Origin of the sequence: Rufibacter radiotolerans (genome assembly GCF_001078055.1) — a bacterium.
In the GTDB taxonomy this organism is placed as follows: Bacteria; Bacteroidota; Bacteroidia; order Cytophagales; family Hymenobacteraceae; genus Nibribacter; species Nibribacter radiotolerans.
On sequence record NZ_CP010777.1, the window covers coordinates 1,097,128 to 1,118,011 of the forward strand.

Sequence of the window (20,884 nt, forward strand, 5' to 3'; positions counted from 1 at the left end):
AGGAAAAGCCCTTTTGCAGCAACGAGCGCCGCTTTACCAGCCCACTATCTGGTCCATGACCCAAGCGGTGCGGGCAGCAGATACGCCGGTGCTGGGGCAGGTACCGGTGCCGGTCAGTTCTTCCACTATGGTCTGGATAAAGGGTTGCTGCACGTGGGCCGGCGGCGGAAGCCAGAACTCCTCCACGCCCTGGCTGGTCTCCAGTTTAACAGGTTCTGGCGCGAAGGCCGGGAACGTGATTCGTCCCTTGCTGCCTATGATCTCCATTTTGTCTTTAAACTGCGCGGGGTCCACGGTAAAACACCAAACCCCGGTGCCCAGGGCGCCACTCTTGAAGGTGAACTGGGCGGTCACCAGGTCCTCAGCAGGGTAGAGGCCCGCCTGGTTGGCGGTTTGGCCAGAGGCCGAGGCAATGGGGCCCAGCAGAAAGTCAAGGTAATCCAGCTGGTGGGAAGCCAGGTCAAAAAAGAGTCCGCCCCCGGCTATTTCGGGCTGCACGCGCCAGGGAAGGTTGTCTGGGGTAAGGTCTTTCTGGGCCGGGTGAAAAAGCTTAATGTTCACGCACCTTATGTCACCAATGGCCCCGCTGTCTACCAGTTCCTTCACCTTTAGAAAGGAGGGAAGGCAGCGGCGGTAATAGGCCACAAACAGCGGCACCCCGGCTTCGGCGCAGGCGGTTACCATTTCCTGGCACTGCGTGTGGTTCAGGGCCATGGGTTTTTCTACATACACCGGTTTTCCGGCCGCGGCCACCTGCAGCGTGTACTCCAGGTGCGAGCCTGGCGGCGTGGCAATGTAGACGGCGTCTACCTCTGGGTCGTTTATCAAGTCTTGTGCCTGGTCATACCAGTTGGGCACCCCGTGCCGACGGGCGTAATCCTGGGCTTTGGCGCCATCGCGGCGCATAACGGCCACCAATCTTGAGTGAGGTACTTTCTGAAACGCGGGGCCGCTTTTTACTTCGGTGACGTCACCGCAGCCAATGATTCCCCAGTTAAGGGTGGTGTGTGCTGTATTTGTCATAGATGGTTGGTGGCAATTTGCCCCGGGCAAGGAGGAAGATTAGCCGCTCTTTTAGTAGATCAGCCGCAATGTAGTAAATCTCGTTTCAGGCCTGTTTTCTGGAAAACAGGCCTGAAACAGAAAGTCATTCCTGGTCCAACAACTGAATCTCTTTTTTCATGTTTTCCCGGGCAGTTTCTTCTAACCTGTCTTTGAAGTCTGGGGTTCTGTAAATGCTGTCCAGGTCCAGGAAATGCTGCAGTACTTTCTTGCGGCCGTTGCGGTAGAGATAGTCTGAAAAGAGGTGGTATTCCTTCCTGATCTGGTGGGTGTACACGAGGTACTCGGGCCAGGGAGCACCCAGGATAGACAGGTCGAAATCAAGGAGCAGGTTCACGTCTGGGTTTGGGGAAGACTGGTACGTTTTGGTGGCCAGAATCATGTCTGTGACTACGGCTATTTCCGGCGCGGGAACCCTTAAGGTAGACAGCCGGTCCTGGGCCAGTTGGGCGCTTTTCTCCTCGTTGTCTGTTCTGGTGGTCACGTAAACCGCATCATGGTAAAAGACGGCCAGCTTCAGCACCGTGGGCTGGGTGATCTGGGGCAGGTACTGGTCAGAAAGGTGCAGCAAGGCGGCCACGTGGTGCAGGGTATGGTAATGCCGCTCGGGGTCTGTGTACGCCTTTTTCAGTTCCTCCCACAGGTAGTTGGCCACGTGTGGGTCTGAGGCATAGGAGGCGGTTATTGCTTGCCAGGTTTCTTGCAGAAAGGTATCCATAAATAGCAGGTAGCGGGCTTTATTCTTTCTTGTCCAGAATGATGTTTACGGATTTATTGCCTGGGGTAACGGTGATTTTTTTCGGCTGGAAGCCGGGACTGGTGATGACCAAAGTAGCCCCTTCTGCTGGGAGATCCAGCGTGAACTGCCCACCGGGCCCGGTAGTAACCCTAGAAGAACTTTCTTCTACCTGCACGGTGGCGCCCTCCAGTTTCTGCCCAGCCGCATCTGTTACCACGCCGGTCAACTGGGAGGAGTTGGCAGCAGGCTGGGTGTTCTGGGTGAAATGACCGCTGGGCTGCGCGAAATAGTGGTGATAAATCACCTCGGCTATAGCAAAGGCCAGCACCAGCAGCACGGCGGCGGTCTGCCAGATGGGCCACTGGAAAACTTTTCTCTTGCGCTTCTTCTGGGCCAGCAGGTGCTTGAGGCGGCCATGCGTCTCGCGCACCGCTAGCCGCACGCGGGCGGGGCGGGCAATGGCCATACCCTCCACCATGTCTGAGCACAGCTCACAGGACAGCAGGTGCCGTTCCACCTGGTGGCGCAGGTCAGGGGGCAGGGCTCCGGCCTGGTATTGCCGCAGCATTTCCATGGGCGGATGTTCCTCCGGACCCCACTCAGCGGGGAGGTTATTCCTGCTCATAGTTCTTATTCATGTAAATTTTGAGGTTTCTTTTCCCGTTCTGAATATGGCTTTTCACCTTGGAGACATCCAGGCCGGTTAAGGCCGCTATTTCTTTGTAGCTCTTTTTCTCCAGGTAGAAAAGCTCCACGCAGGAGCGCTGCTCGGGGCTCAGTTGCTCCAGGCTTTTGGAAAGCATCTGTAACTCCAGTTCATGGTCAGTCTCCTCTGCGGGATAGTGCGCTCCGGCTTTCTCCACCAAGGGGATCAGCGCCTCATCCAGGGAATCGGTTTCATGCTGTTTCCGGGACCTGATCTGCAGCAGGCAATGGTTTTTGGCCATGACGTGGAGCCAGCTTTTGAAATTGGTGACCTCGTGCTTTTTAAGGGCCGTGATGAGGTTCTCAAAGATCTGCATGGTAGCGTCTTTGCTCTCTTCCTCGCCCTTCAGGTACTTAATGCACACCAGGTACACCATCTCTGTGTAGCGCTCAAACAACTGACCCACCAGGGCCAAATCTCCTGTCTCCTTGTACTGCTGGATCAGTTCAAGGTCATTGGGCGGCTTTGAGCGGGAGAAGAGTTTTAAAAACATACCAGAGCAGTAAAACGCTTTTATAAATAAAAGGAAATGGAAGCGAAAAGCAATTGGTCTTTTGATAAAAACCCCCTTGGCCTGCCTGGTCTCTTCCAAGAGCCCGGCCCGACAAGAAGGGTAATTTTCAACAAGATGCTTTTACCGGCAGAATTGCACAGACCAGGGTATGCTTTATTTTTCTGAAGAGAAACTATACCCTATCCTGAAAAAAGAAAAGCCCGTGTTTTGGGCCCGTTTTCAGAAAAACAGGCCCAAAACACGGGATCAAAGAAAGTTAGCTTTTTTATAAAACGGAGGTCACCTTTTGCTCCAGGGCCAGGTCTTCATGGGCTACGCCCTGCAGCAGGTCCAGTTTCTTGCCGTTCTCTGGTAAAACCAGCATGGGCAGATGCAGGCTTTGGAGGAGTTTAACGGTCACGCTGTCTAGGAAGATCCTTTCCCAGAAATCGCGGTGCAACATGGTAAACGCCAGCAGTTGCGTGGGGTGGGTCATCACGTAAGCGGTAATGCCGGCGGCCACGTCTTCCTCCTCAATGGTATCAAACCTGAATTCCTCCTCCGGGAACTGGAGCCGCAGGTTGGCTTTTATCTCTGCGTCATCCAACAGGTCCAGTTGGTCCTCGCTGTTCACGTGCAGGATGGTGAGGAGGGCCTTGAACACGTTCTTGAGCTGCAGCAACTGGTTCATTGCCGATACTTCATCGTGCTCCATGGAAGAGGAATAGACAATGTGTTTCACCGGCTCCAACGACGCCTGCTCCGGCACGGCTATGACGGGGCAAAGCCCGCGTTTGGCCAGAGACTCAGTGTTGGTGCCCAGGAATTTCTCCATCTGGTTGTGCGCCCCCTGGGTACCCATGATCACCAGTGACACATTGTTCTGCTCTATCAATTGGCCCAGCCGATGGATGATGTCGCCTTCCTTCAGAATGAAATCAAGGGGCACCGATACAAAAGCATCTGAAGTCACTTCTTCCAGGAACACCTGCATGCGCTGCACGGCCTGTTTGCGTACCTCTTCCTCATGGTCGGTAGGGGCTCCCAGCAAGGCCTTGGGCCTGGCATACACGTGGGTGACCAGAATGCGGGCGTTGGTCTTTAGTGCCAGATCCAGGGCGAAGAGCAGGGCCTTTTTGGCGTGTGCTGAAAAGTCTGTAGGAACTAAGAAAATTTTCATATCCGGGGTCTAAAGGGGTGGCTAGAAGGATTCCTGGGTTTCTGGGAAGGAGGAAACGATGTCTTTGGCGTACGCCGGTTGCGGGGCGGGCAGCGTGAGCAGCGGCAAGGTAGTGTGCGCCGAGAGGGTACCGGTAATGCTCTTTTTGAGGATAATGTCCAGGTACGAGTGCTTATGGGGCGCCACGATCAAAACGTCTGCCTGCTGGTCTTTGGTAAACTGCTCAATAGACTCCAGCACGTTACTGGTGGCTTTGAAATAAATGGTAAAGCCAACTTCCGGCAGGCCTTTGTCCAATTGGTGGAGCGACTCCTGTATCCTTTCCAGTTCCTGGGTCTTGTCTTCATTGTAGAGGTGCAGCAGCTTGAGGGTAGCCCCAAACTGTTGCGCAAAGGTCTGCAGAAAAGCCAGGTGCTGCGGGTCTGGCAGGGTTCTCAGGTCAATGGCATACGCTATGGTGGCCAGACCGGTGTAGCGGCCGCAAAGCGGAATGGCCAGTACCGGAATGGTGGCCCGCAGCATGACCTCCGTTACCACGCTGCCCAGCAATGCCCGGCCCATTGCCCTGGCACCGCGCATCCCCATCACTACTATGTCAGCGGAATAGGCATGAATGGCCTCCAGGATTTTCTGCGAAGGGTCGCCAAAGATAGCCACGCACTTAATGGGCAGGTTGGCAATGGCCTCGGCGTGCGGAAGGGCCTCCAGGTAATGGAAACCGCTGGGGGTAAGGGAGTAATTGGAAAGGATGTCGGTGGTGAGTTCTGCGGGGGTATGGAACTGGAAGGCGAAATCTCTGGAGAGTTCCGCCTGCATGTGGTGGGCGTACTGTTCCTGCTCCCTTGTTTTCCGTTCCTCCAGGTGAGCAATATACTCGTCCAGGTTCAGGGACTCAGACAGCGGAATCTGCTGGTGGAAAGCATGGAACAAAACAATCTGGGCCTTGGTATGGATGGCCATCTCCAGCGCGTAGATAAAGGCGTTACGGGCTTCAGCGGAATGGTCTGTGGGGACAAGGATAGTTTTCATAGCGGTATTGGAAAAAGTAGAACCAACAGCTGAAAAAAGGACAGCCTTCACAAAAACGAAAGGCAGCGGGAGGGCGAAGACTCACCCCAGGCCTTCAGCAAAAAATGGGGGACAATCTCTCTATAAGTTTACCTGAAAAGAAAAAATAGGTTTCTGCACGTCTCCTGCAGAAATGTGCCCGGGCAAAGGAGGCAGGCTTTTAAAATCAGGGGCTGACCACCCAACTCCCTTAGCTGCCTTTTTTGGCCGTTAGGTCATGTTATATAGCGTCTTCTATGGTTACATCCTTTCCGTAAATGTCTGTCCTGAACTGTATCTCACCGGCGTCATTCACCCAGCAGGTATAGTAGGCTATTTTAATGGCCACCGGCTTGGGTAAAAAAACATTCTGCTCGGTTCTGGAGAGCGGTAAAAGAGGGTAGGGTTTAGGGGCGGGCGTCTTCCAGTTTTGTCTCATTAAGAGCGCCGCCAGTACCTCTGGGTGCTGGACCCGCACGCACCCATGGCTATAGGCCCGGGCGGGGTGCTTGAACAGCGATTTAACGGGGGTGTCATGCAGGTAAATATGGTAGGGGTTGTCAAACAGGAACTTAATGCGCCCCAGGGCATTGTCATTTCCCGGCTTTTGGATCACTTGCATGGTTTCATCTGAAGGGTTCAGGGTAAACCAGTTAATGGAGCTGGGGGAAACGGGTATGCGGCTGTTACGGGTCAGGCGGTAAACGGTCATGTTGTTGCGGGCCAGATACCCCGGGTCTGTTTGCATGATAGGGATGATCTCCCGCCAGATAATGCTTTTAGGAACATTCCAGGTGGGGTTCAGAACAAAATAACTGATCTTGCTTTCCAGCGGTTTGGTGTGGAATTCTCTGCCCAGTTGCCCTACCACTACCCGGGTCTGCCAGATGACCTTTCCACTTTCCTGGAGTACGTACAGCGAGTAATCTGGAATGTTCACCAGCACAAGGGGCTGGGGTGTTTTGGCCGAGTCTGCTTCCCAACGGCGCAGGTTCAGTTCCATTTGCTGTATGCGCCGGGGTATGGAAATATTGAGGGCCGCCAGGGTTTGGGTACCTACAATGCCGTCTGGTTCCAGGCCGTGCCGGCGCTGGAATTTCTTGACCCCCTGCAGCAGGTCCTTCTCAAAAGCCACTGAATCTTTGGGGTTGGCGGTAAGCGGTAAATCTCCAGTGAGTTTCAGGTTGATGTACAGGTCTGGCAGGCAGTTATCTGGCTCTCCGGCCTTAAGGCATGACTTGTCAGGAAAGGCTTTCCACTGCGGGTTGGTCACCAGGCCCCGGTAATACTGCAGGGCCAGTCGCAGGCGGGCCGCCTGTACCGCGGGGTTGAAGTTGGTGGCCTGCGCGTAGACCGGCAGGCTGAAGCCGGAAAGCAGAAACAGCACAAAGAAGGCAAGAAGAAGGGGTATCCTTCTGCCTAAACTTTCTACTCTATGGTTTCGCGCTTTCATGGGTGGGCCAGTTTTAAAATTAAACGGCGGCCCTGGGTTACAGGGCGGGCAAAGGTTTCTTTTCCCCGTTTTTATGGGCCTGGAAGTGGTATGGGTTCTTAGGCAGGGCCAGTAACGGCACAAAGGCCTGGTAGGCCAGGGCCTGGGTCACGCTGGTGTGTAGCAGGCCTTCCACAAACCCACGTTCATGAATAGAGACGGCCAGCACGTCTATGTTGTTTTCCTCCACAAAGGTCTTGATACCGGCCACCACGTCATTGTTGAGCAGTTGGGCCACGGTATAGGCATTCTCAGGGAAATGTTTGTTCAGGGTCTTGAGCACCTGGTGGTCAGATACTATGTTCAGTTGTCTTTCTGATTTTACGTTGATAATGCTTACTTCAGAGCCAAAGGGCGACGCAAACTGGAAAAGCTGTTTCAGGTACACGGTTTCATCGGTCTCAAAATCAGAGGCGTAGGCAATGTGCGACAGGCCTTTAAACGTGGCCTGGCCCGGAACCACCAGCACGGGGCAATCTGCCTTCTTGATAAAGTTGGCGGTGTTGGTACCCAGTAGCCGGTCCAGGAAATTGCTGGCGCCCCGGGTGCCCATCACCACTAGGTCGGCGGCCTGGGTGTTGATGAGTTCGTTCAGGTGCGGGATAAGTTCACCGTACAGGCAGATGGTTTTCACCTCAAAGGCATATTCGTGTTCCTCCTGAATCTTGAGGGCTAGTTTCTGGAGGGCTTCCTCACAGTCCTCAATCTGCCGTGGGTCAGCGGGAATGGAGACAAAGCCCTGGGGGGCAGTGGTAGCGGGGAAAATAAGCGTGTGCACCAAGAGCAGTTTCCCCCCTCCATGTAATGCTAGTTGAGACGCGTACCGTATGGCGTTGGCAGCGTTCTCAGAAAAGTCTGTAGGTACAATTATGGTTGGCATGGAGGTAGTCTTAAAAGGTGTAACATCAGATGTTATTCTCTTTTACAAAATTACCTAAGATACCACTGCTTGAAAATGACACTGGTCAAAGCGTAAAGTGATGCTTGTCAGTCAGGAAATCACTTGTGGGAGGGCGTTTATGTAGTTATACGAATATAAATAATTTTAGAAGCGAACGCAAGTATTTACCCGGAGAATTTATTTCTGCGGGACCTGAGATGGAAGGGAGGTGCAAGTTGCCGGAAAGCTATTTCTTGTAGGGAAGGACCAATAAAGGCAGAAACGTGTTGGAGGCAACCTTCTGGGTTTTATTTACCAGGAACTGGTACTGCCAAAAGTTAATGTTCCGGGAGCCCATGACCAGTAAATCTGCTTTTTCCTGAAAACAGAACCGGGTAATGCCCTCCTGAACGTTATTGTCTTTTTCTAAGGCATAAGAGACCTGGGGGTAAAACGAGCGTTTGCAGATCAGCCGCAGCCCTCTTTCGGCCTTTGCCCTCTCTTGGTCGCCGGCATCTGTTAGAATATGCAGGAACTGGATCTGGCCCTGAAAGGCCGCTGCCAGCTGTGAGACAAAGCCAATATCCGTGAAGTCATCACCACGCAGGTCAGTGGCGAACACAATCTTGCGCAAGGGCTGAAACGAGACGTGGGGCGGGATGATGAGCACCGGGCAGGGCGAGTACCGGATGATCTGGGAAGTGACGGAGGCCGGGAAAATATCCTGCAGCCCTTCATGGCCCAGCACAATGACATCTGCCTCTGTTTCTGCGGCCGCCACCGGAAGGGTAGACGAGACAGCGCCCACCCGCAGCTCGCTTTCTGTGGCTCCACATTCCTTGGCCACCGCGAACAGCTTTTCCTTAGCCAGGGATATCTGCATCTCACGCACTTTCTTTTCCTCCGGGTCTGGGATGGGTTCCATGTAAGGCACTCCGCCCACCGGCACGTAAGGTTCTTTTTCTGGTTGAGGCACACTATGGAAAAGAAGCATTTTTGCCTGCAGGGGCTGGGCTAATTCGCGGGCGTAGTTGAGTGCGTTTCTGGAGCAGGAGGTGAAATCAGTGGGGCATAGAATCTTTTCCATGATTTTTCTGATAAAAAGTTTACCGTTATTAGTATCTTTTACTCTTAATCAGGAATTGAGATGTGTTTTAGGCGTAGTAGTTTGCCACACCAATCCTGCTTTTTAGACAGATCTCGTTTATAAAAAAGGACTTTCGTCATCTTTGTCCTGAATTTTGTCATTGACAATGGCTTCGGGAGTGCCTACTTTGCATCAGGAGTCATTTCATGTAATTAAAAGAGTAACCCTTGGAACAACCTTTGCAACCTTCCCCCAATCAACTGGATGACCAGGCCCGCCTGAAAGCCATTATTGATGCGGCCATTGACGGCATCATTACCATAGACAGCCGGGGCATCATAGAGACCATGAACCCGGCGGCTCTCCGTATTTTTGGGTATGGCCCCGAAGAGGTGATTGGGCAGAACATAAAAGTCTTGATGCCGGAGCCAGATAAAAGCCAGCATGACGGCTATCTGGAGCATTACCACCAGACCGGGGAGCGGAAAATCATTGGCATAGGCCGTGAGGTGGTGGGCCAACGGAAAGACGGCAGCCTTTTCCCTTTCCTGCTTAGCATAAGCGAGGTGAAACTGCAGGACAAGGTCATCTTTACCGGCATTGTGCATGATATCTCTCGGCAGAAACTAGCCGAACACGCCCAGCGCGAAAGCGAGAACAAGATCAACTCCATTATTCAGGCGGCCGTTGACGGCATTATCACCATTGACAGCCACGGCATCATAGAAATGGTGAACCCCTCTGCCGCCAAACTCTTTGGGTACGTGGAGGAAGAACTGTTGGGTAAAACCATTAACATGCTCATGCCGGAGCCAGATAAAAGCCGGCATGACGGCTACATGCACAACTATGAGCGCACTGGCAAGAAAAGGATCATTGGTATAGGCCGCGAGGTCTCTGGCCTCAAAAAGGACGGTACCATCTTTCCTTTCTATCTGAGCATAAGCGAGGTGCAGCTGGAGGGACGCAGGCTCTACACCGGCTTTGTGCATGACATCACCAACCAGAAATTAACTGAGGAGCGCTTGCGGCGCTATGCAGCCGAGCTGGAACGCAGCAACGCCGAGCTCCAGGATTTCGCCTACGTTTCTTCGCATGACCTGCAGGAGCCTCTGCGTAAAATACAGGCCTTCGGGGATAGGCTTAAAACCAAGGAACAGGCGCACCTCAGCGAACAGGGCAAAGACTACGTAGACCGCATGTTGAACGCCGCCGTTCGTATGCAGAACCTCATCAATGACCTGCTGGCTTTCTCCAGGGTAACCACCAAGTCAAAGTCGTTTGAGGTAGTGAACCTGGATACCATTCTCACCGAGGTGCTCTCTGACCTGGAAATCACGATTGAGAAAACCGGGACTATCATTGAGCGGTCAACGCTGCCCAGCATTGAGGCCGAGCCCACCCAGATACGCCAACTTTTCCAGAACCTGATCAGCAATGCCATCAAGTTCAGGAAAGAAGGGGTAACGCCGGTGGTTAAGATTTACCATGAGCAATTGCAGCGCACCGCCCACCTTATTGGCACCCCCGGCGACCTGCAGATAGCCATTTATATTGAAGACAACGGCATAGGCTTTGACGAAAAGTACCTGGACCGGATCTTCAACATCTTCCAGCGCCTGGAAGGCCAGAAATACGAAGGGTCTGGCATAGGCCTGGCCATTTGCCGCAAAATTGCCATCAGGCACGGCGGCGACATTACCGCTGAAAGCAAGCCCGGGCACGGTACCCGTTTTATCATTACCTTGTCCACCAAGAATCTACAATACTAGAACCGCAACATATGAGCCGCAAGAAAAGAACTATAATCATTCTCATAGCCGATGATGATGCCGAAGACCGTATGCTGGTGAAAGACGCCCTGGAAGAAAACCGTCTCACCAATGAGGTGCAGTTTGTAGAAGACGGCGAGGAACTGATTGATTACCTGCATAACCGGGGTAAATTCACGGACCGGGAGAAATACCCCACCCCGGGCCTTATCCTGCTGGACCTGAACATGCCCCGCAAAGATGGCCGCGAAGCCCTCAAGGAAATAAAAGCCGACGAACACCTGCGCGTAATACCGGTAGTGGTGCTTACTACCTCCAAGGCCGAGGAAGACATTCTGCGCACCTATGACCTGGGAGTGAGCTCTTTCATTACCAAGCCGGTAACCTTCGCCGCTCTGGTAGACGTCATGAAGACCCTTACCAAGTACTGGTTTGAAATAGTGGAATTGCCCAAGCCTGAGTTATAGGAAACAGGCACTGCTGCCAGAAAAAAATCTGCCGCTTTGCCGTTTTAAGCCTGTTTTAGCCAAAACAGGCTTAAAACAGATTTTACCTGCCAAGCCTATTCAAGTAGATAGCAACCCATGAGAAAGCCTTGAAATAGGAAGGCAATTGTCGCGGTAACCGTGGGCGGTTTAAGTAGGGTAGGAGGTTTTTTTAAGAAGGCCAAACAAATATGCTATGGGAGAAAAAGTGCTTTCCGTGAGGGAGTTACAGGAGAAGGATATAACCCCGCTCAGTGACTACTGGTTTTCCGCGGAGCCCGGTTTTCTGGAAGGGATAGGCGTGGACCTGGCCAAAATGCCCGCCCGCGATGAATGGCAGGAAATGCTGGCCACGCAGATGAGGCAAGGGTATGAGGAGAAGCAATCCTACTGTGTTATCTGGCAGGCAGACGGGCAGGCCGTTGGGCATTCAAACGTCAATAAGATTGTGTTTGGTCAGGAGGCGTTCATGCATCTGCACCTCTGGAAACCAGACTTCCGGCAGAAGGGCATGGGCACAGACCTGGTGAAACTGTCACTGCCTTACTTCTTTAAAAACCTGCAGTTGAAAACCCTGTACTGTGAGCCCTATGCCCTGAACCCAGCCCCCAATAAAACCCTGGAGAAAGTAGGCTTTGACTTCCTGAAGGAATATATCACCACCCCGGGGTGGATCAACTTTGAGCAGCCAGTTTGCCTTTGGGCCCTTACCTTAGAGAAATTCAGAAAGTTGTAAAAGCGATTTTTAGATGATATCTTCAAGGAAAGGAAAAGCGGGCGGAAGTATCCTTGAAAAGTGCTGGCGGGTAGTAAGTTGCCGGTAGGCCTCAGATACAAAGCGTGACTGCCAAAAGTAGTTCCTGTTTTTAGGCCGTTTTCCTGAAAACAGGCCTAAAACAGCTTATTGGCTGAGGTCATTTACCGCGCCATTACTAAGGGCAGAAACCGCCGCCCCGGGCGAAGATTTTGCCAGGCTTTCCTGGTTACTTTTGGCCTGTCCCCCTGGCCTGGTACCTAACCTTTGAGCAGATAAGATCTAATCAGAATAGATAGTACAAGTGCACTCACCATCATGCTAGAACTAGTAAGAACCGATTCCACCAACCAGGCCTTTGTTGCCCTGGTGCAGCTGTTAGATGCAGACCTTAAGAGAAGAGACGGCGAGGACCATGCCTTCTATGCGCAGTTCAACAAGATTGATTTGTTGAACCAGGTAGTAGTGGCTTTCCTGAACGGGGAGCCCGTGGGGTGCGGGGCTATCAAACAGTACAAGGTGCACACGGCAGAGGTCAAGAGAATGTTTGTGAAGCCAGAACACAGAGGCAAAAACATAGGCACCTCCATCTTGCAGGAGCTGGAGCGCTGGGCTTCTGAGCTGGGCTATAATGCCCTTATTCTGGAAACCGGCAAGGCCCAGCCCGAAGCCATTGGTCTCTACACCAAAAAAGGCTTCAACCAGATACCCAACTACGGGCAGTATGAGCAGATAGAGAACAGCGTGTGCATGCAGAAAACGGTCACCCCAGAATAGTCAACCTCCATTAGTCAGCCTTCTCTGGTTTTAATATCCTTTACCCAGCTAAGCGGGGCCGGTATTGCGCGTACTATTCACTCTGGTTTTAGCGATCCTTTACTACTCCTCGCCCTGCCTGACGCTAAGGCTACCCATGCCCATAAACTGCAATAATCCGGGCAATGAGGGAGATTCTGCGGGCCAGAAGGTCAGAAAACAGCCTGCCTGCGGCCTTGCTCGGCCATAAAACTTACCATACGCTACGGTTTTTTATTTTATTCACTTAAATTAGCTTTTGATCGGCCAGCCGTGTAGGCGTTAAAACAACTTTGAAAGCGGTTGCTGTGGCAGAATCTGAGGCTAAACCCATATCTCAATGCCCGATAGAATCAGGATTCTTTTGATTGATGATGATGAAGATGATTTCGTGATCACACGGGACATTATCCAGGACATTCCAGGTAGAAATTACGCGATTGAGTGGGCGCCTTCTTTTGAGGAGGGGCTGAACCTTATCCGCCAGAAAATCCATGACGTGTACCTGGTAGACTTTTTCCTGGGGGCCCATGACGGACTGGAACTGATTACGCGGGCGGTAGAAGAAGGCACCACCGCCCCCCTTATTCTGCTTACCGGCCAAACCGACCGCGAGACCGACGAAAAAGCCATGCGGGCCGGGGCCCTTGACTTTCTGGTGAAAGGCGCCATCAACCCGTATGACCTGGAACGGTCCATCAGGTACAGCATTGACCACGCCAAAAGCCTGGCGGAGATTCAATCCTTAAATGCCCAGTTGGAACAGCGCGTGCATGAGCGCACCCAGGAGTTGGCAGAGGCCATTCAGCAGCTGGAAATGACTAACCGTATTTTGCATGAGGCGCAGCTGGATATTGAGAAAGCCCTGCAAAAGGAAAAAGAACTCAATGAACTGAAATCAAGGTTTGTGACCACGGCGTCGCATGAGTTCAGGACCCCATTGAGCACGGTTCTATCTTCGGCCTCCATTATTGCCCGCTACAAAACCACTGAGGAAGATGACAAGCGGCTCAAGCACGTAGACCGCATTAAATCTGCAGTGCAGAACCTCACGGTTATCCTCAATGATTTCCTTTCCATGAGCCGCATAGAGGAAGGCAAGGTGTACAATGTGCCGTCCGTCTTCAACCTGGTTTCCTTCTGCAAAGAAAACGTGGAGGAAATGGAGGCGCTGGTGAAGGAAGGGCAGCAGATCGCCTATACCCATGAAGGCCTGCAGGAACTGGTGGAACTGGACAAGCAACTGCTTAAGAACATTCTCATTAACTTGCTTTCCAACGGCAGTAAATATTCCAGCGAGGGCAAGACCATAAACCTGGAAACCAAGATCACCCATGAGGCGGTCACCATAAGTGTAAAAGACCAGGGCATAGGTATTCCCAATGCAGACCAAACCCACCTGTTCACTCCCTTCTTCAGGGCCCAGAACGCTACCAATATCCAGGGCACGGGCCTTGGGCTGAACATTGTAAAAAGATATGTAGAGGTGATGGAGGGCACCATGCAGTTTAAATCTGTCCTCAACAAAGGCACTACCTTTACCATCACTTTCCCCAAAACAGCTAAAAAATGAAAAAGATACTTCTTATTGAAGACAACCAGGAAATCAGGGAAAACACCGCCGAGATTCTTTCATTGGCCAACTACGCCGTAGTGGAGGCCGAGAACGGAAAAGTAGGCGTTGACCTGGCCCGTAAGGAGAAACCAGACCTGATCATCTGTGATATCATGATGCCGCAGCTAGACGGTTACGGCGTGCTGCACATGCTCAGCAAGAACCCAGAGACCTCCAGTATTCCCTTCGTTTTTCTGACGGCCAAATCTGAGAAAGAAGACTTTAGAAAAGGCATGAACCTGGGCGCCGATGATTACCTGATCAAACCCTTTGATGACCTGGAGCTGCTGGATGCCGTGGAGATGCGCCTGAAGAAGAATGAGATCCTGCGGGCCGAGTTCAACAAAAGCGTGGAAGGCCTGGACGAGTTCATTCAGGAAGCCAAAGGCTACGAAGACCTTAACAAACTAATCTCAGACAAGCGCAAGGTGACCATGTACAAAAAGAAACACAACCTGTTTCTGGAAGGCAACTACCCCAACGCCCTATACTTTCTGAGCAAGGGGAAGGTGAAAACCTACAAGGCCAACGAGGAAGGCCGCGAGTACATCACCAACCTCTACAAAGACGGCGATTTCATTGGCTACCTTGACCTGCTGGAAGAAGGCCCGTACCGCGAATCTGCCATGGCCCTGGAAGATTCCGAGGTGTACCTCATCCCGAAAGAAGATTTCTTTACGCTGCTGCATCAGAACCGTGATGTGGCCAACAAGTTCATCAAGATCCTGTCTGATAACCTGGCAGACAAAGAAGACCGTCTCTTGAAACTGGCCTACAACTCCGTGCGCAAGCGCGTGGCAGAAGCCCTCATTCTGGTGGAAAAGCAGTACCAACAGGAAGGCAAGCCCGCCACTGAAATGTCTATCTCCCGCGAGGACCTGGCCAGCATTGTAGGCGCCTCCAAAGAAACCGTCATCCGCACGCTGGCAGACTTCAAAGACGAAAAACTCATTGACACCCGCGGCAGCAAAATCTTCATCCTCAACTCAGAGAAACTGGCCAAAATGCGGAACTAAGGGATTAAAATTGCTTTGTGTATTTTTAATAAAAAGGGCCTATTTTGAGAAGAACAGGCCCTTTTTATTAAAAAGAAAATTCTTCTCTCTGGGGAAATGAATAGTTTTAGGGGCTGAGGCTTCAATGGCTAAGACGCTCGCAGGTCTTTCAGATGCTACGAGGTCTTTTTAGCCGTCCGTATAGTGCTGGCTACCTTTAAATACAATTAGTTTTCCGGAAGTTCTATTTCGCTCTTTCGGATTTGCAATCCGGAAGTTGCCGAAATGGGGATTTGCAATCCCCTTCTTTTGCTCGAGGTTCCAGGCAGAGTGGGTGCCCGAAAGAACAAAAGAGTTAAGTATTAAAACAGCTTTTTACCTCCCCGGCCTGTCCCCTGACAGGACGGAAGATAAGCCTATCCATTTGAAAAAGATATTGGTTGGCCTGTTAGGGGACAGGCCAAGGAGAAGAAGCCAACAACACAAACTGCTCACGCATTTCGTCCCCCTTTGAAGGGGGTAGGGGGATGACCAAGGCGCTGAAGATGCTAAAGCTTTCCTAATTAGAAACTTTCCCCCTCATCCTACCCTTCTCCCTCAGGGAGAAGGAACTGCGCTGTTTCGTTTTGAAGCCGTTTTGCGGAAAAGAGGCGTTAAATACCCTTCCGCATTTTGTAAATCCCTTACCTGAAAGTCACCAGAAACCATTGCCCAAAGAAAAGGGGCACCCACCAGGAGTGCCCCATCTATACTTATTAAACGCCCGTTTTTTGCAAAACGGGTACAAACCAATTTCTACGCAGATACCGCAGATTTCCTGAACATAGGCGCTCTTCTCAACTTAGACGCCTGCTCATAAGCGTAGGCAATCTTCAGCAACTCCGGTTCTGTGTACGCCTTCCCGAAGAAAGACAACCCGATCGGCAGATTCTGCACCTGGCCCATGGGCAGCGTGATGTGCGGGAAACCTGAGATAGCAGCCGGGGTAGACAGACCGTAGCCGGTAAAGGAGTCGCCGTTCACCAGGTCAATGCACCACGACGGGCCATAGGATGGGCCGGTGATGGCGTCTAGCTTGTGCTCCTGCATGATCTGGTTGATGGCCTCGCGGGAGCCAGATACCTGTTTGGTCACCGCTTCTTTATATTCCTTGGTGTTCAGGTCGCCCAGTTTCTCAGACATCTCCAGAATCTCCTGCTTGAAAAAAGGCATGGCCTGGGCCTCGTTGCGCTTGTTAAACTCAATGACTTCTTTCAAAGATTTTACCTTGCCGTTAGACGTGGCCAGGTACTTGTTTACGCCGTCTTTGAATTCATATTGCAGCACCGTAAAGCTCTTGCCAGACACTTCCCTGATCTTCTTCATCATCTCCACTTCCACAATGGTGGCGCCTTTGCTTTTAAGCACGTTCAGGGCCTGTTCCAGCAGTTCGTCAATGCCTACGTGGCCTTTCATGAAAGATTTCTCCACACCAATGCGTTTGCCCTGCAGGCCGTTGGCATCTAAGAACTTAGTGTAATCTGGGTGGGCTTTGCCTGAACTTTCTTTGGTGACCTCATCAGCATTGTCTACCCCGGCCAATACGCCCAGCAGTATGGCGGCATCGGTGACGGTTCTGGCCAGGGGGCCGGCAGTGTCCTGGGTGTGAGAGATAGGGATAATGCCCGAACGGCTTACCAGCCTCACAGTGGGCTTGAACCCTACCAGGCCATTCACGGCGGCGGGGCAGACAATGGAACCGTTGGTCTCAGTGCCTACAGAAACGGTGCACAGGTTCGCGGCCACCGCCACGCCAGACCCTGAACTGGAGCCACAGGGTGTGCGGTCCAATACGTAGGGGTTGCGCGTCTGACCACCCCGGCTGCTCCAGCCACTGCTGGCTTTGGTAGACCTAAAATTGGCCCACTCGCTTAGGTTGGTCTTGCCAATTAAAACCGCCCCGGCGGCGCGCAGCCGCGCTACAATAAAGGCGTCTTTGCTGGCTTTGTTGTCGGCTAAGGCCAGGGCCCCGGCCGAGGTGGACATTTTATCAGCAGTGTCAATGTTGTCTTTCACCATCACCGGAATGCCGTGCAGCGGGCCGCGCAGTTTTCCGGCCTTGCGTTCCTGGTCCATGGCATCGGCTATCTGCAGGGCGTCTGGGTTCACCTCAATCACCGAGTTGATTTTAGGCCCGCTTTTGTCAATGGCCTGTATGCGGTCCAGGTACATCTGGGTGATCTGGCGGCTGGTAAGTTCACCTTTCTGCATTTTCTGCTGCAGCTCCTGAATGGTGGCTTCGTTCAGTTTGAAGTCATCCTTGAAAACATCAGGAGCGGTGGCAACCGGAGTCTCAGGCGTGGCCGGAGCGGTGGTAGCGGTGGCGCAGGCACTCAGGCCCAGCGCTGAAAAAGTCACGCCGGCCAGGGAGCCGGTTCTTATAAAATTTCTACGGTTCATGTTTATCCAATTTGGAGTAAGATACTGGTCTGGCCGCCCAATTAAAAAGAATAAGCCGCAAATTTGTTTTAGGGCGGTTTTGCGTAAAACAGGCTTAAAACGCCCGGACTGTTTTCTTGGCCAACCCTGTCTTTATTGCCCAAATCAGAATACATTTGATCTTGATGCGAACGCCTATGCCCAGATACCTGCTGTTTCTCTTTTTGCTGTTCCTGGCCACGGCCACTGCGGGCCAATCCCGCAAGCGGGCCCGCGAGTACGGGATCAAAATAGGCGTCCTGCCTACCGGAAAGCTTAATGCTATTACAGACGTGCCCGGGGTAACGGTAGGGCATGCCACCGTAATAAGCGGAGATCAAATCCGGACGGGCGTCACGGCTATCTTGCCGCATGGTGGCAACGTTTTTCAGGAGAAAGTGCCGGCGGCGGTGTACGTGGGCAACGGGTTCGGGAAACTGGCGGGCACTACTCAGATTCAGGAACTGGGCAACTTGGAAAGCCCCATCATTCTTACCAACACCCTGGCTGTGGGCACTGCCCTCAATGCCGTGGTGGACTATACCCTGCAACAGCCTGGCAATGAGGCCGTGCAGTCGGTGAACGCGGTAGTGGGTGAAACCAATGACGGCACGTTGAATGACATACGCGGCCGGCACGTCACCCAGGCCCACGTGCTGGAGGCTATCAAACAGGCCAAAGCCGGGCCCGTGGCAGAAGGGAATGTGGGAGCGGGCACGGGAACGGTCTGCTTCGGGTTTAAGGGCGGTATTGGCACCTCGTCCCGGCAACTGCCCCAAAGCTTGGGCGGCTACACGGTGGGCGTGCTGGTGCAGACTAATTTTGGCGGCGTGCTGCAGATAGACGGCGCCCCGGTAGGCGAGGAGCTCAAGCAGTTCTCCTTCAGTAAACAGGTGCTGGAGAAAGCTGACGGTTCCTGCATGATGGTAGTAGCCACCGATGCTCCCCTGGATGCCCGCAACCTGGAGCGCATGGCCAAACGCGCCATGATGGGCCTGGCCAAAACCGGCGGCATTGCCTCTAACGGCAGCGGCGATTACGTGATCGCTTTTTCGGCGAATGCCGCGGTAAGGATTCCGCATGCATCTAAAGAGAAAACACAAACCGTAACCCTACTGCGCAATGATGAGGTATCTGCCTTGTTCCTGGCCACTATTGAAGCCACCGAGGAAGCCATCATCAATTCTTTGTTCAAAGCCGAGACCCTGCAAGGCAAAGATAAAACCGTTGTTCCGGCCTTGCCGTTGGAAAAAACCTTAGAGATCTTAAAGAAGCACCATGTCATTCAACCATAGATTATACGCCTTTTTAAATGATGAAATCCTGCCCCAGGAGAGCGCTTACCTGCACGTAAGTGACCTGGCCATTCTGCGGGGCTACGGTATTTTTGATTTTTTCAAAACCCAGGAAGGTGAGCCCCTTTTCCTGGACGATTACCTGAACCGCTTCTACGGTTCGGCGCTGATCATGGGTCTGAAGGTCCCGCTGCCCGAGGAAGAGCTGAAGCAGACCATTGAAAAGTTGATCCAGATGAACGGGCTGTCAGACTCGGGCGTGAAAATGGTTTTGACAGGCGGGTATTCTGAGAACGGCTATGACCTGGGGGAGCCTAACCTGATCATTCTGCAGCAGCCGCTGTCCATGCCCTCAGAGGCGCAACTGGCTACGGGCCTGAAGGTGATTACCCATGAATATGTGCGGGACCTGGCAGCTGCCAAAACCATCAATTATTCCATGGGCATTAAGCTGCTGCAACAGGTAAAGGCAAGGGGCTCCGATGACGTGCTCTACCACCAGAAAGGCGTGGTCTCAGAATTCCCGCGCAGCAATTTCTTCCTGGTAAAGCAGGACGAGACCGTCGTGACCCCCGCCCAGGAAATATTGAAAGGCGTTACCAGAAAAAACGTGCTGGAATTGGCGGGCAAGAAGTATTCCGTGCAGGAGGGAACGGTCACGTTAGAAGACATCGCGCAAGCCAAAGAGGCCTTTATGACCAGCACCACCAAACGCGTGCTGCCCATTGTGCAAATTGACGGCCAACCCATTGGCGACGGGAAACCGGGCAGTGTCACGTTAGAGTTGCTGGAAGACCTGATTGCCCTGGAAAACCGGCACCTGCAAAAGTAAAAATCCGTTTCGGGGCTGTTTTAGCTAAAACGGCCCCGAAACGGATTTTGGTAAGTCAGGTGGTGGCCCTTACGGCTTAGCCTTTGGTGGAGAATTTATAGACCGTCTGCTGGCGGTATTCCTGCCCGGGTTGTAAGATGGTGGAAGGGAATGCGGGCTGGTTAGGGGAATCTGGGTAATGCTGGGCCTCCAGGCAAAAGCCGGCGTGGTTCTGGATGGGTTGCCCGTTCTGGCCGGTAATTTCACCTTTCAGAAAGTTTCCGGAATAGAACTGCACGCCGGGTTCGGTGGTGAAGACTTCCATAAAACGGCCGCTGTTTTTCTCATAGGCAGTGGCCGCCAGTTTCAGGGTGCCATCTGCGTTCCGGAGCACGTAGTTATGGTCATAGCCACCGCCTTCCATTTGTTTAATACGCTCTCCAATCAGGTGCGGCTCCCTGAAGTCCAGAGGCGTGCCGGCCACTTCCGGAAGTTCCCCTACCGGGATAAGGTTTGCGTCTACGGCGGTGTATTGGTCGGCGTTGATCACCAACTCATGGTTCAGCACATCTTCCTGGCCGCCCGTTAAATTGAAATAGCTGTGTTGGGTAAGGTTCACCGGCGTGGCTTTGTCTGTGGTGGCGCGATAATCAATAACCAGTTCGTTCTGCGGGGTAAGGGAGTAGGTGACGATTACCTGCAACGTGCCTGGGTAGCCTTCTTCCCCGTCTGGGCTGGTATAGGTTAGCGCAAGGGCGTTTTGGTCGGGGAGTTCGGTGGCGGTCCATACCACTTTGTCAAAACCAATTAGGCCGCCGTGTAAATGGTTGGGGCCGTTGTTGGTGGCCAGGTTATATTCCTGCCCGTTGAGCGTGAATTTCCCCTTGGCAATCCGGTTTCCGTACCGCCCAATCAAGGCGCCAAAATAGGGCATATTTTTCAGGTAGGCAGCAGAAAGGTAGCCTTCTAAAGAATCAAACCCTAGCACCACGTCTGCTGCTTTTCCGTGTTTATCTGGTACCAAAAGCGAAGTGACAATGCCGCCGTAATTGGTGATGGAAGCGGTCATTCCATGCTCATTCTTCAGGGTATATAACTGAACGGGTGTTCCTTCTGGGGTATTACCGAATGGTTTTTTCTCTATCTGCATACATCAGTTTTTAACGGCGCATTTCTTTCACCGAAAGGTAAAGGTAAGAATACAAAATCTTCGCTTTTG

19 protein-coding genes are annotated in these 20,884 nt (G+C 52.5%); 8 read left to right on the plus strand and 11 right to left on the minus strand.

The window, feature by feature from the left end; all coding sequences use genetic code 11:
* Window positions 1-33: 33 nt before the first annotated feature.
* The 9 genes from TH63_RS04655 to TH63_RS04695 form a co-directional block, all read right to left on the minus strand.
* A complete protein-coding gene (locus TH63_RS04655; RefSeq protein WP_048919919.1) occupies window positions 34-1,023 on the minus strand; it encodes a Gfo/Idh/MocA family protein in 990 nt (329 codons plus the stop codon).
* 124 nt (window positions 1,024-1,147) lie between these two features.
* On the minus strand, window positions 1,148-1,780 hold the full coding sequence (locus TH63_RS04660; protein WP_048919920.1) for an HD domain-containing protein: 633 nt from the start codon (window positions 1,778-1,780) through the stop codon (window positions 1,148-1,150).
* Window positions 1,781-1,799: 19 nt separating this feature from the next.
* On the minus strand, window positions 1,800-2,426 hold the full coding sequence (locus TH63_RS04665) for a carboxypeptidase regulatory-like domain-containing protein (protein WP_082161551.1): 627 nt from the start codon (window positions 2,424-2,426) through the stop codon (window positions 1,800-1,802).
* Window positions 2,413-3,000 (minus strand): RNA polymerase sigma factor, encoded by a 588-nt coding sequence (locus tag TH63_RS04670; RefSeq protein WP_048919922.1) that lies wholly within the window; start codon window positions 2,998-3,000, stop codon window positions 2,413-2,415. Before TH63_RS04670 ends, TH63_RS04665 begins: the two co-directional genes overlap by 14 nt.
* A 286-nt stretch (window positions 3,001-3,286) precedes the next feature.
* The gene (locus TH63_RS04675; protein WP_048919923.1) at window positions 3,287-4,180 is read right to left on the minus strand and encodes a universal stress protein; all 894 of its coding nucleotides are present in this window, start codon (window positions 4,178-4,180) and stop codon (window positions 3,287-3,289) included.
* Between the two features lie 21 nt (window positions 4,181-4,201).
* Window positions 4,202-5,209: a universal stress protein gene (locus TH63_RS04680; protein ID WP_048919924.1), complete on the minus strand. Its 1,008-nt coding sequence runs from the start codon at window positions 5,207-5,209 to the stop codon at window positions 4,202-4,204.
* 259 nt (window positions 5,210-5,468) lie between these two features.
* The gene (locus tag TH63_RS04685; RefSeq protein WP_082161552.1) at window positions 5,469-6,680 is read right to left on the minus strand and encodes a L,D-transpeptidase family protein; all 1,212 of its coding nucleotides are present in this window, start codon (window positions 6,678-6,680) and stop codon (window positions 5,469-5,471) included.
* Between the two features lie 37 nt (window positions 6,681-6,717).
* Window positions 6,718-7,599 carry a universal stress protein gene (locus TH63_RS04690; protein WP_048919926.1) on the minus strand — a complete coding sequence of 294 codons (882 nt, stop codon included), beginning with the start codon at window positions 7,597-7,599 and terminating at the stop codon, window positions 6,718-6,720.
* Between the two features lie 247 nt (window positions 7,600-7,846).
* Window positions 7,847-8,686, minus strand: coding sequence for a universal stress protein (locus tag TH63_RS04695; RefSeq protein WP_048919927.1), 840 nt, complete (start codon window positions 8,684-8,686; stop codon window positions 7,847-7,849).
* Between the two features lie 227 nt (window positions 8,687-8,913).
* Here TH63_RS04695 and TH63_RS04700 point away from each other — a divergent pair, with 227 nt between their 5' ends.
* The 6 genes from TH63_RS04700 to TH63_RS04725 all read left to right on the plus strand — a co-directional run bounded on the left by TH63_RS04700 (window position 8,914) and on the right by TH63_RS04725 (window position 15,123).
* Window positions 8,914-10,458: a PAS domain-containing sensor histidine kinase gene (locus TH63_RS04700; protein ID WP_048919928.1), complete on the plus strand. Its 1,545-nt coding sequence runs from the start codon at window positions 8,914-8,916 to the stop codon at window positions 10,456-10,458.
* Window positions 10,459-10,469: 11 nt separating this feature from the next.
* Window positions 10,470-10,925 (plus strand): response regulator, encoded by a 456-nt coding sequence (locus TH63_RS04705; protein ID WP_048919929.1) that lies wholly within the window; start codon window positions 10,470-10,472, stop codon window positions 10,923-10,925.
* Between the two features lie 214 nt (window positions 10,926-11,139).
* On the plus strand, window positions 11,140-11,679 hold the full coding sequence (locus TH63_RS04710; protein WP_048919930.1) for a GNAT family N-acetyltransferase: 540 nt from the start codon (window positions 11,140-11,142) through the stop codon (window positions 11,677-11,679).
* A 336-nt stretch (window positions 11,680-12,015) separates the two neighbouring features.
* Entirely contained in the window at window positions 12,016-12,474 is a 459-nt protein-coding gene (locus TH63_RS04715; protein ID WP_048919931.1) for a GNAT family N-acetyltransferase, read from the plus strand.
* Between the two features lie 358 nt (window positions 12,475-12,832).
* On the plus strand, window positions 12,833-14,065 hold the full coding sequence (locus TH63_RS04720; RefSeq protein WP_048919932.1) for a hybrid sensor histidine kinase/response regulator: 1,233 nt from the start codon (window positions 12,833-12,835) through the stop codon (window positions 14,063-14,065).
* Window positions 14,062-15,123, plus strand: coding sequence for a response regulator (locus tag TH63_RS04725; RefSeq protein WP_048919933.1), 1,062 nt, complete (start codon window positions 14,062-14,064; stop codon window positions 15,121-15,123). Before TH63_RS04720 ends, TH63_RS04725 begins: the two co-directional genes overlap by 4 nt.
* A 774-nt stretch (window positions 15,124-15,897) precedes the next feature.
* Here the strand turns inward: TH63_RS04725 and TH63_RS04735 are convergent.
* Window positions 15,898-17,541: an amidase gene (locus TH63_RS04735; RefSeq protein ID WP_048919935.1), complete on the minus strand. Its 1,644-nt coding sequence runs from the start codon at window positions 17,539-17,541 to the stop codon at window positions 15,898-15,900.
* 176 nt (window positions 17,542-17,717) lie between these two features.
* Between TH63_RS04735 and TH63_RS04740 the strand changes: the two genes are divergently transcribed.
* Both TH63_RS04740 and TH63_RS04745 read left to right on the plus strand, forming a co-directional pair.
* On the plus strand, window positions 17,718-18,854 hold the full coding sequence (locus tag TH63_RS04740) for a DmpA family aminopeptidase (protein ID WP_048922588.1): 1,137 nt from the start codon (window positions 17,718-17,720) through the stop codon (window positions 18,852-18,854).
* Window positions 18,838-19,686, plus strand: a complete 849-nt coding sequence (locus tag TH63_RS04745; RefSeq protein ID WP_048919936.1) for an aminotransferase class IV — start codon at window positions 18,838-18,840, stop codon at window positions 19,684-19,686. Before TH63_RS04740 ends, TH63_RS04745 begins: the two co-directional genes overlap by 17 nt.
* A gap of 76 nt (window positions 19,687-19,762) precedes the next feature.
* On the opposite strand, the gene TH63_RS04750 is transcribed toward TH63_RS04745, so the two are convergent.
* On the minus strand, window positions 19,763-20,815 hold the full coding sequence (locus tag TH63_RS04750) for an aldose epimerase family protein (protein WP_082161553.1): 1,053 nt from the start codon (window positions 20,813-20,815) through the stop codon (window positions 19,763-19,765).
* Window positions 20,816-20,884 lie beyond the last annotated feature (69 nt).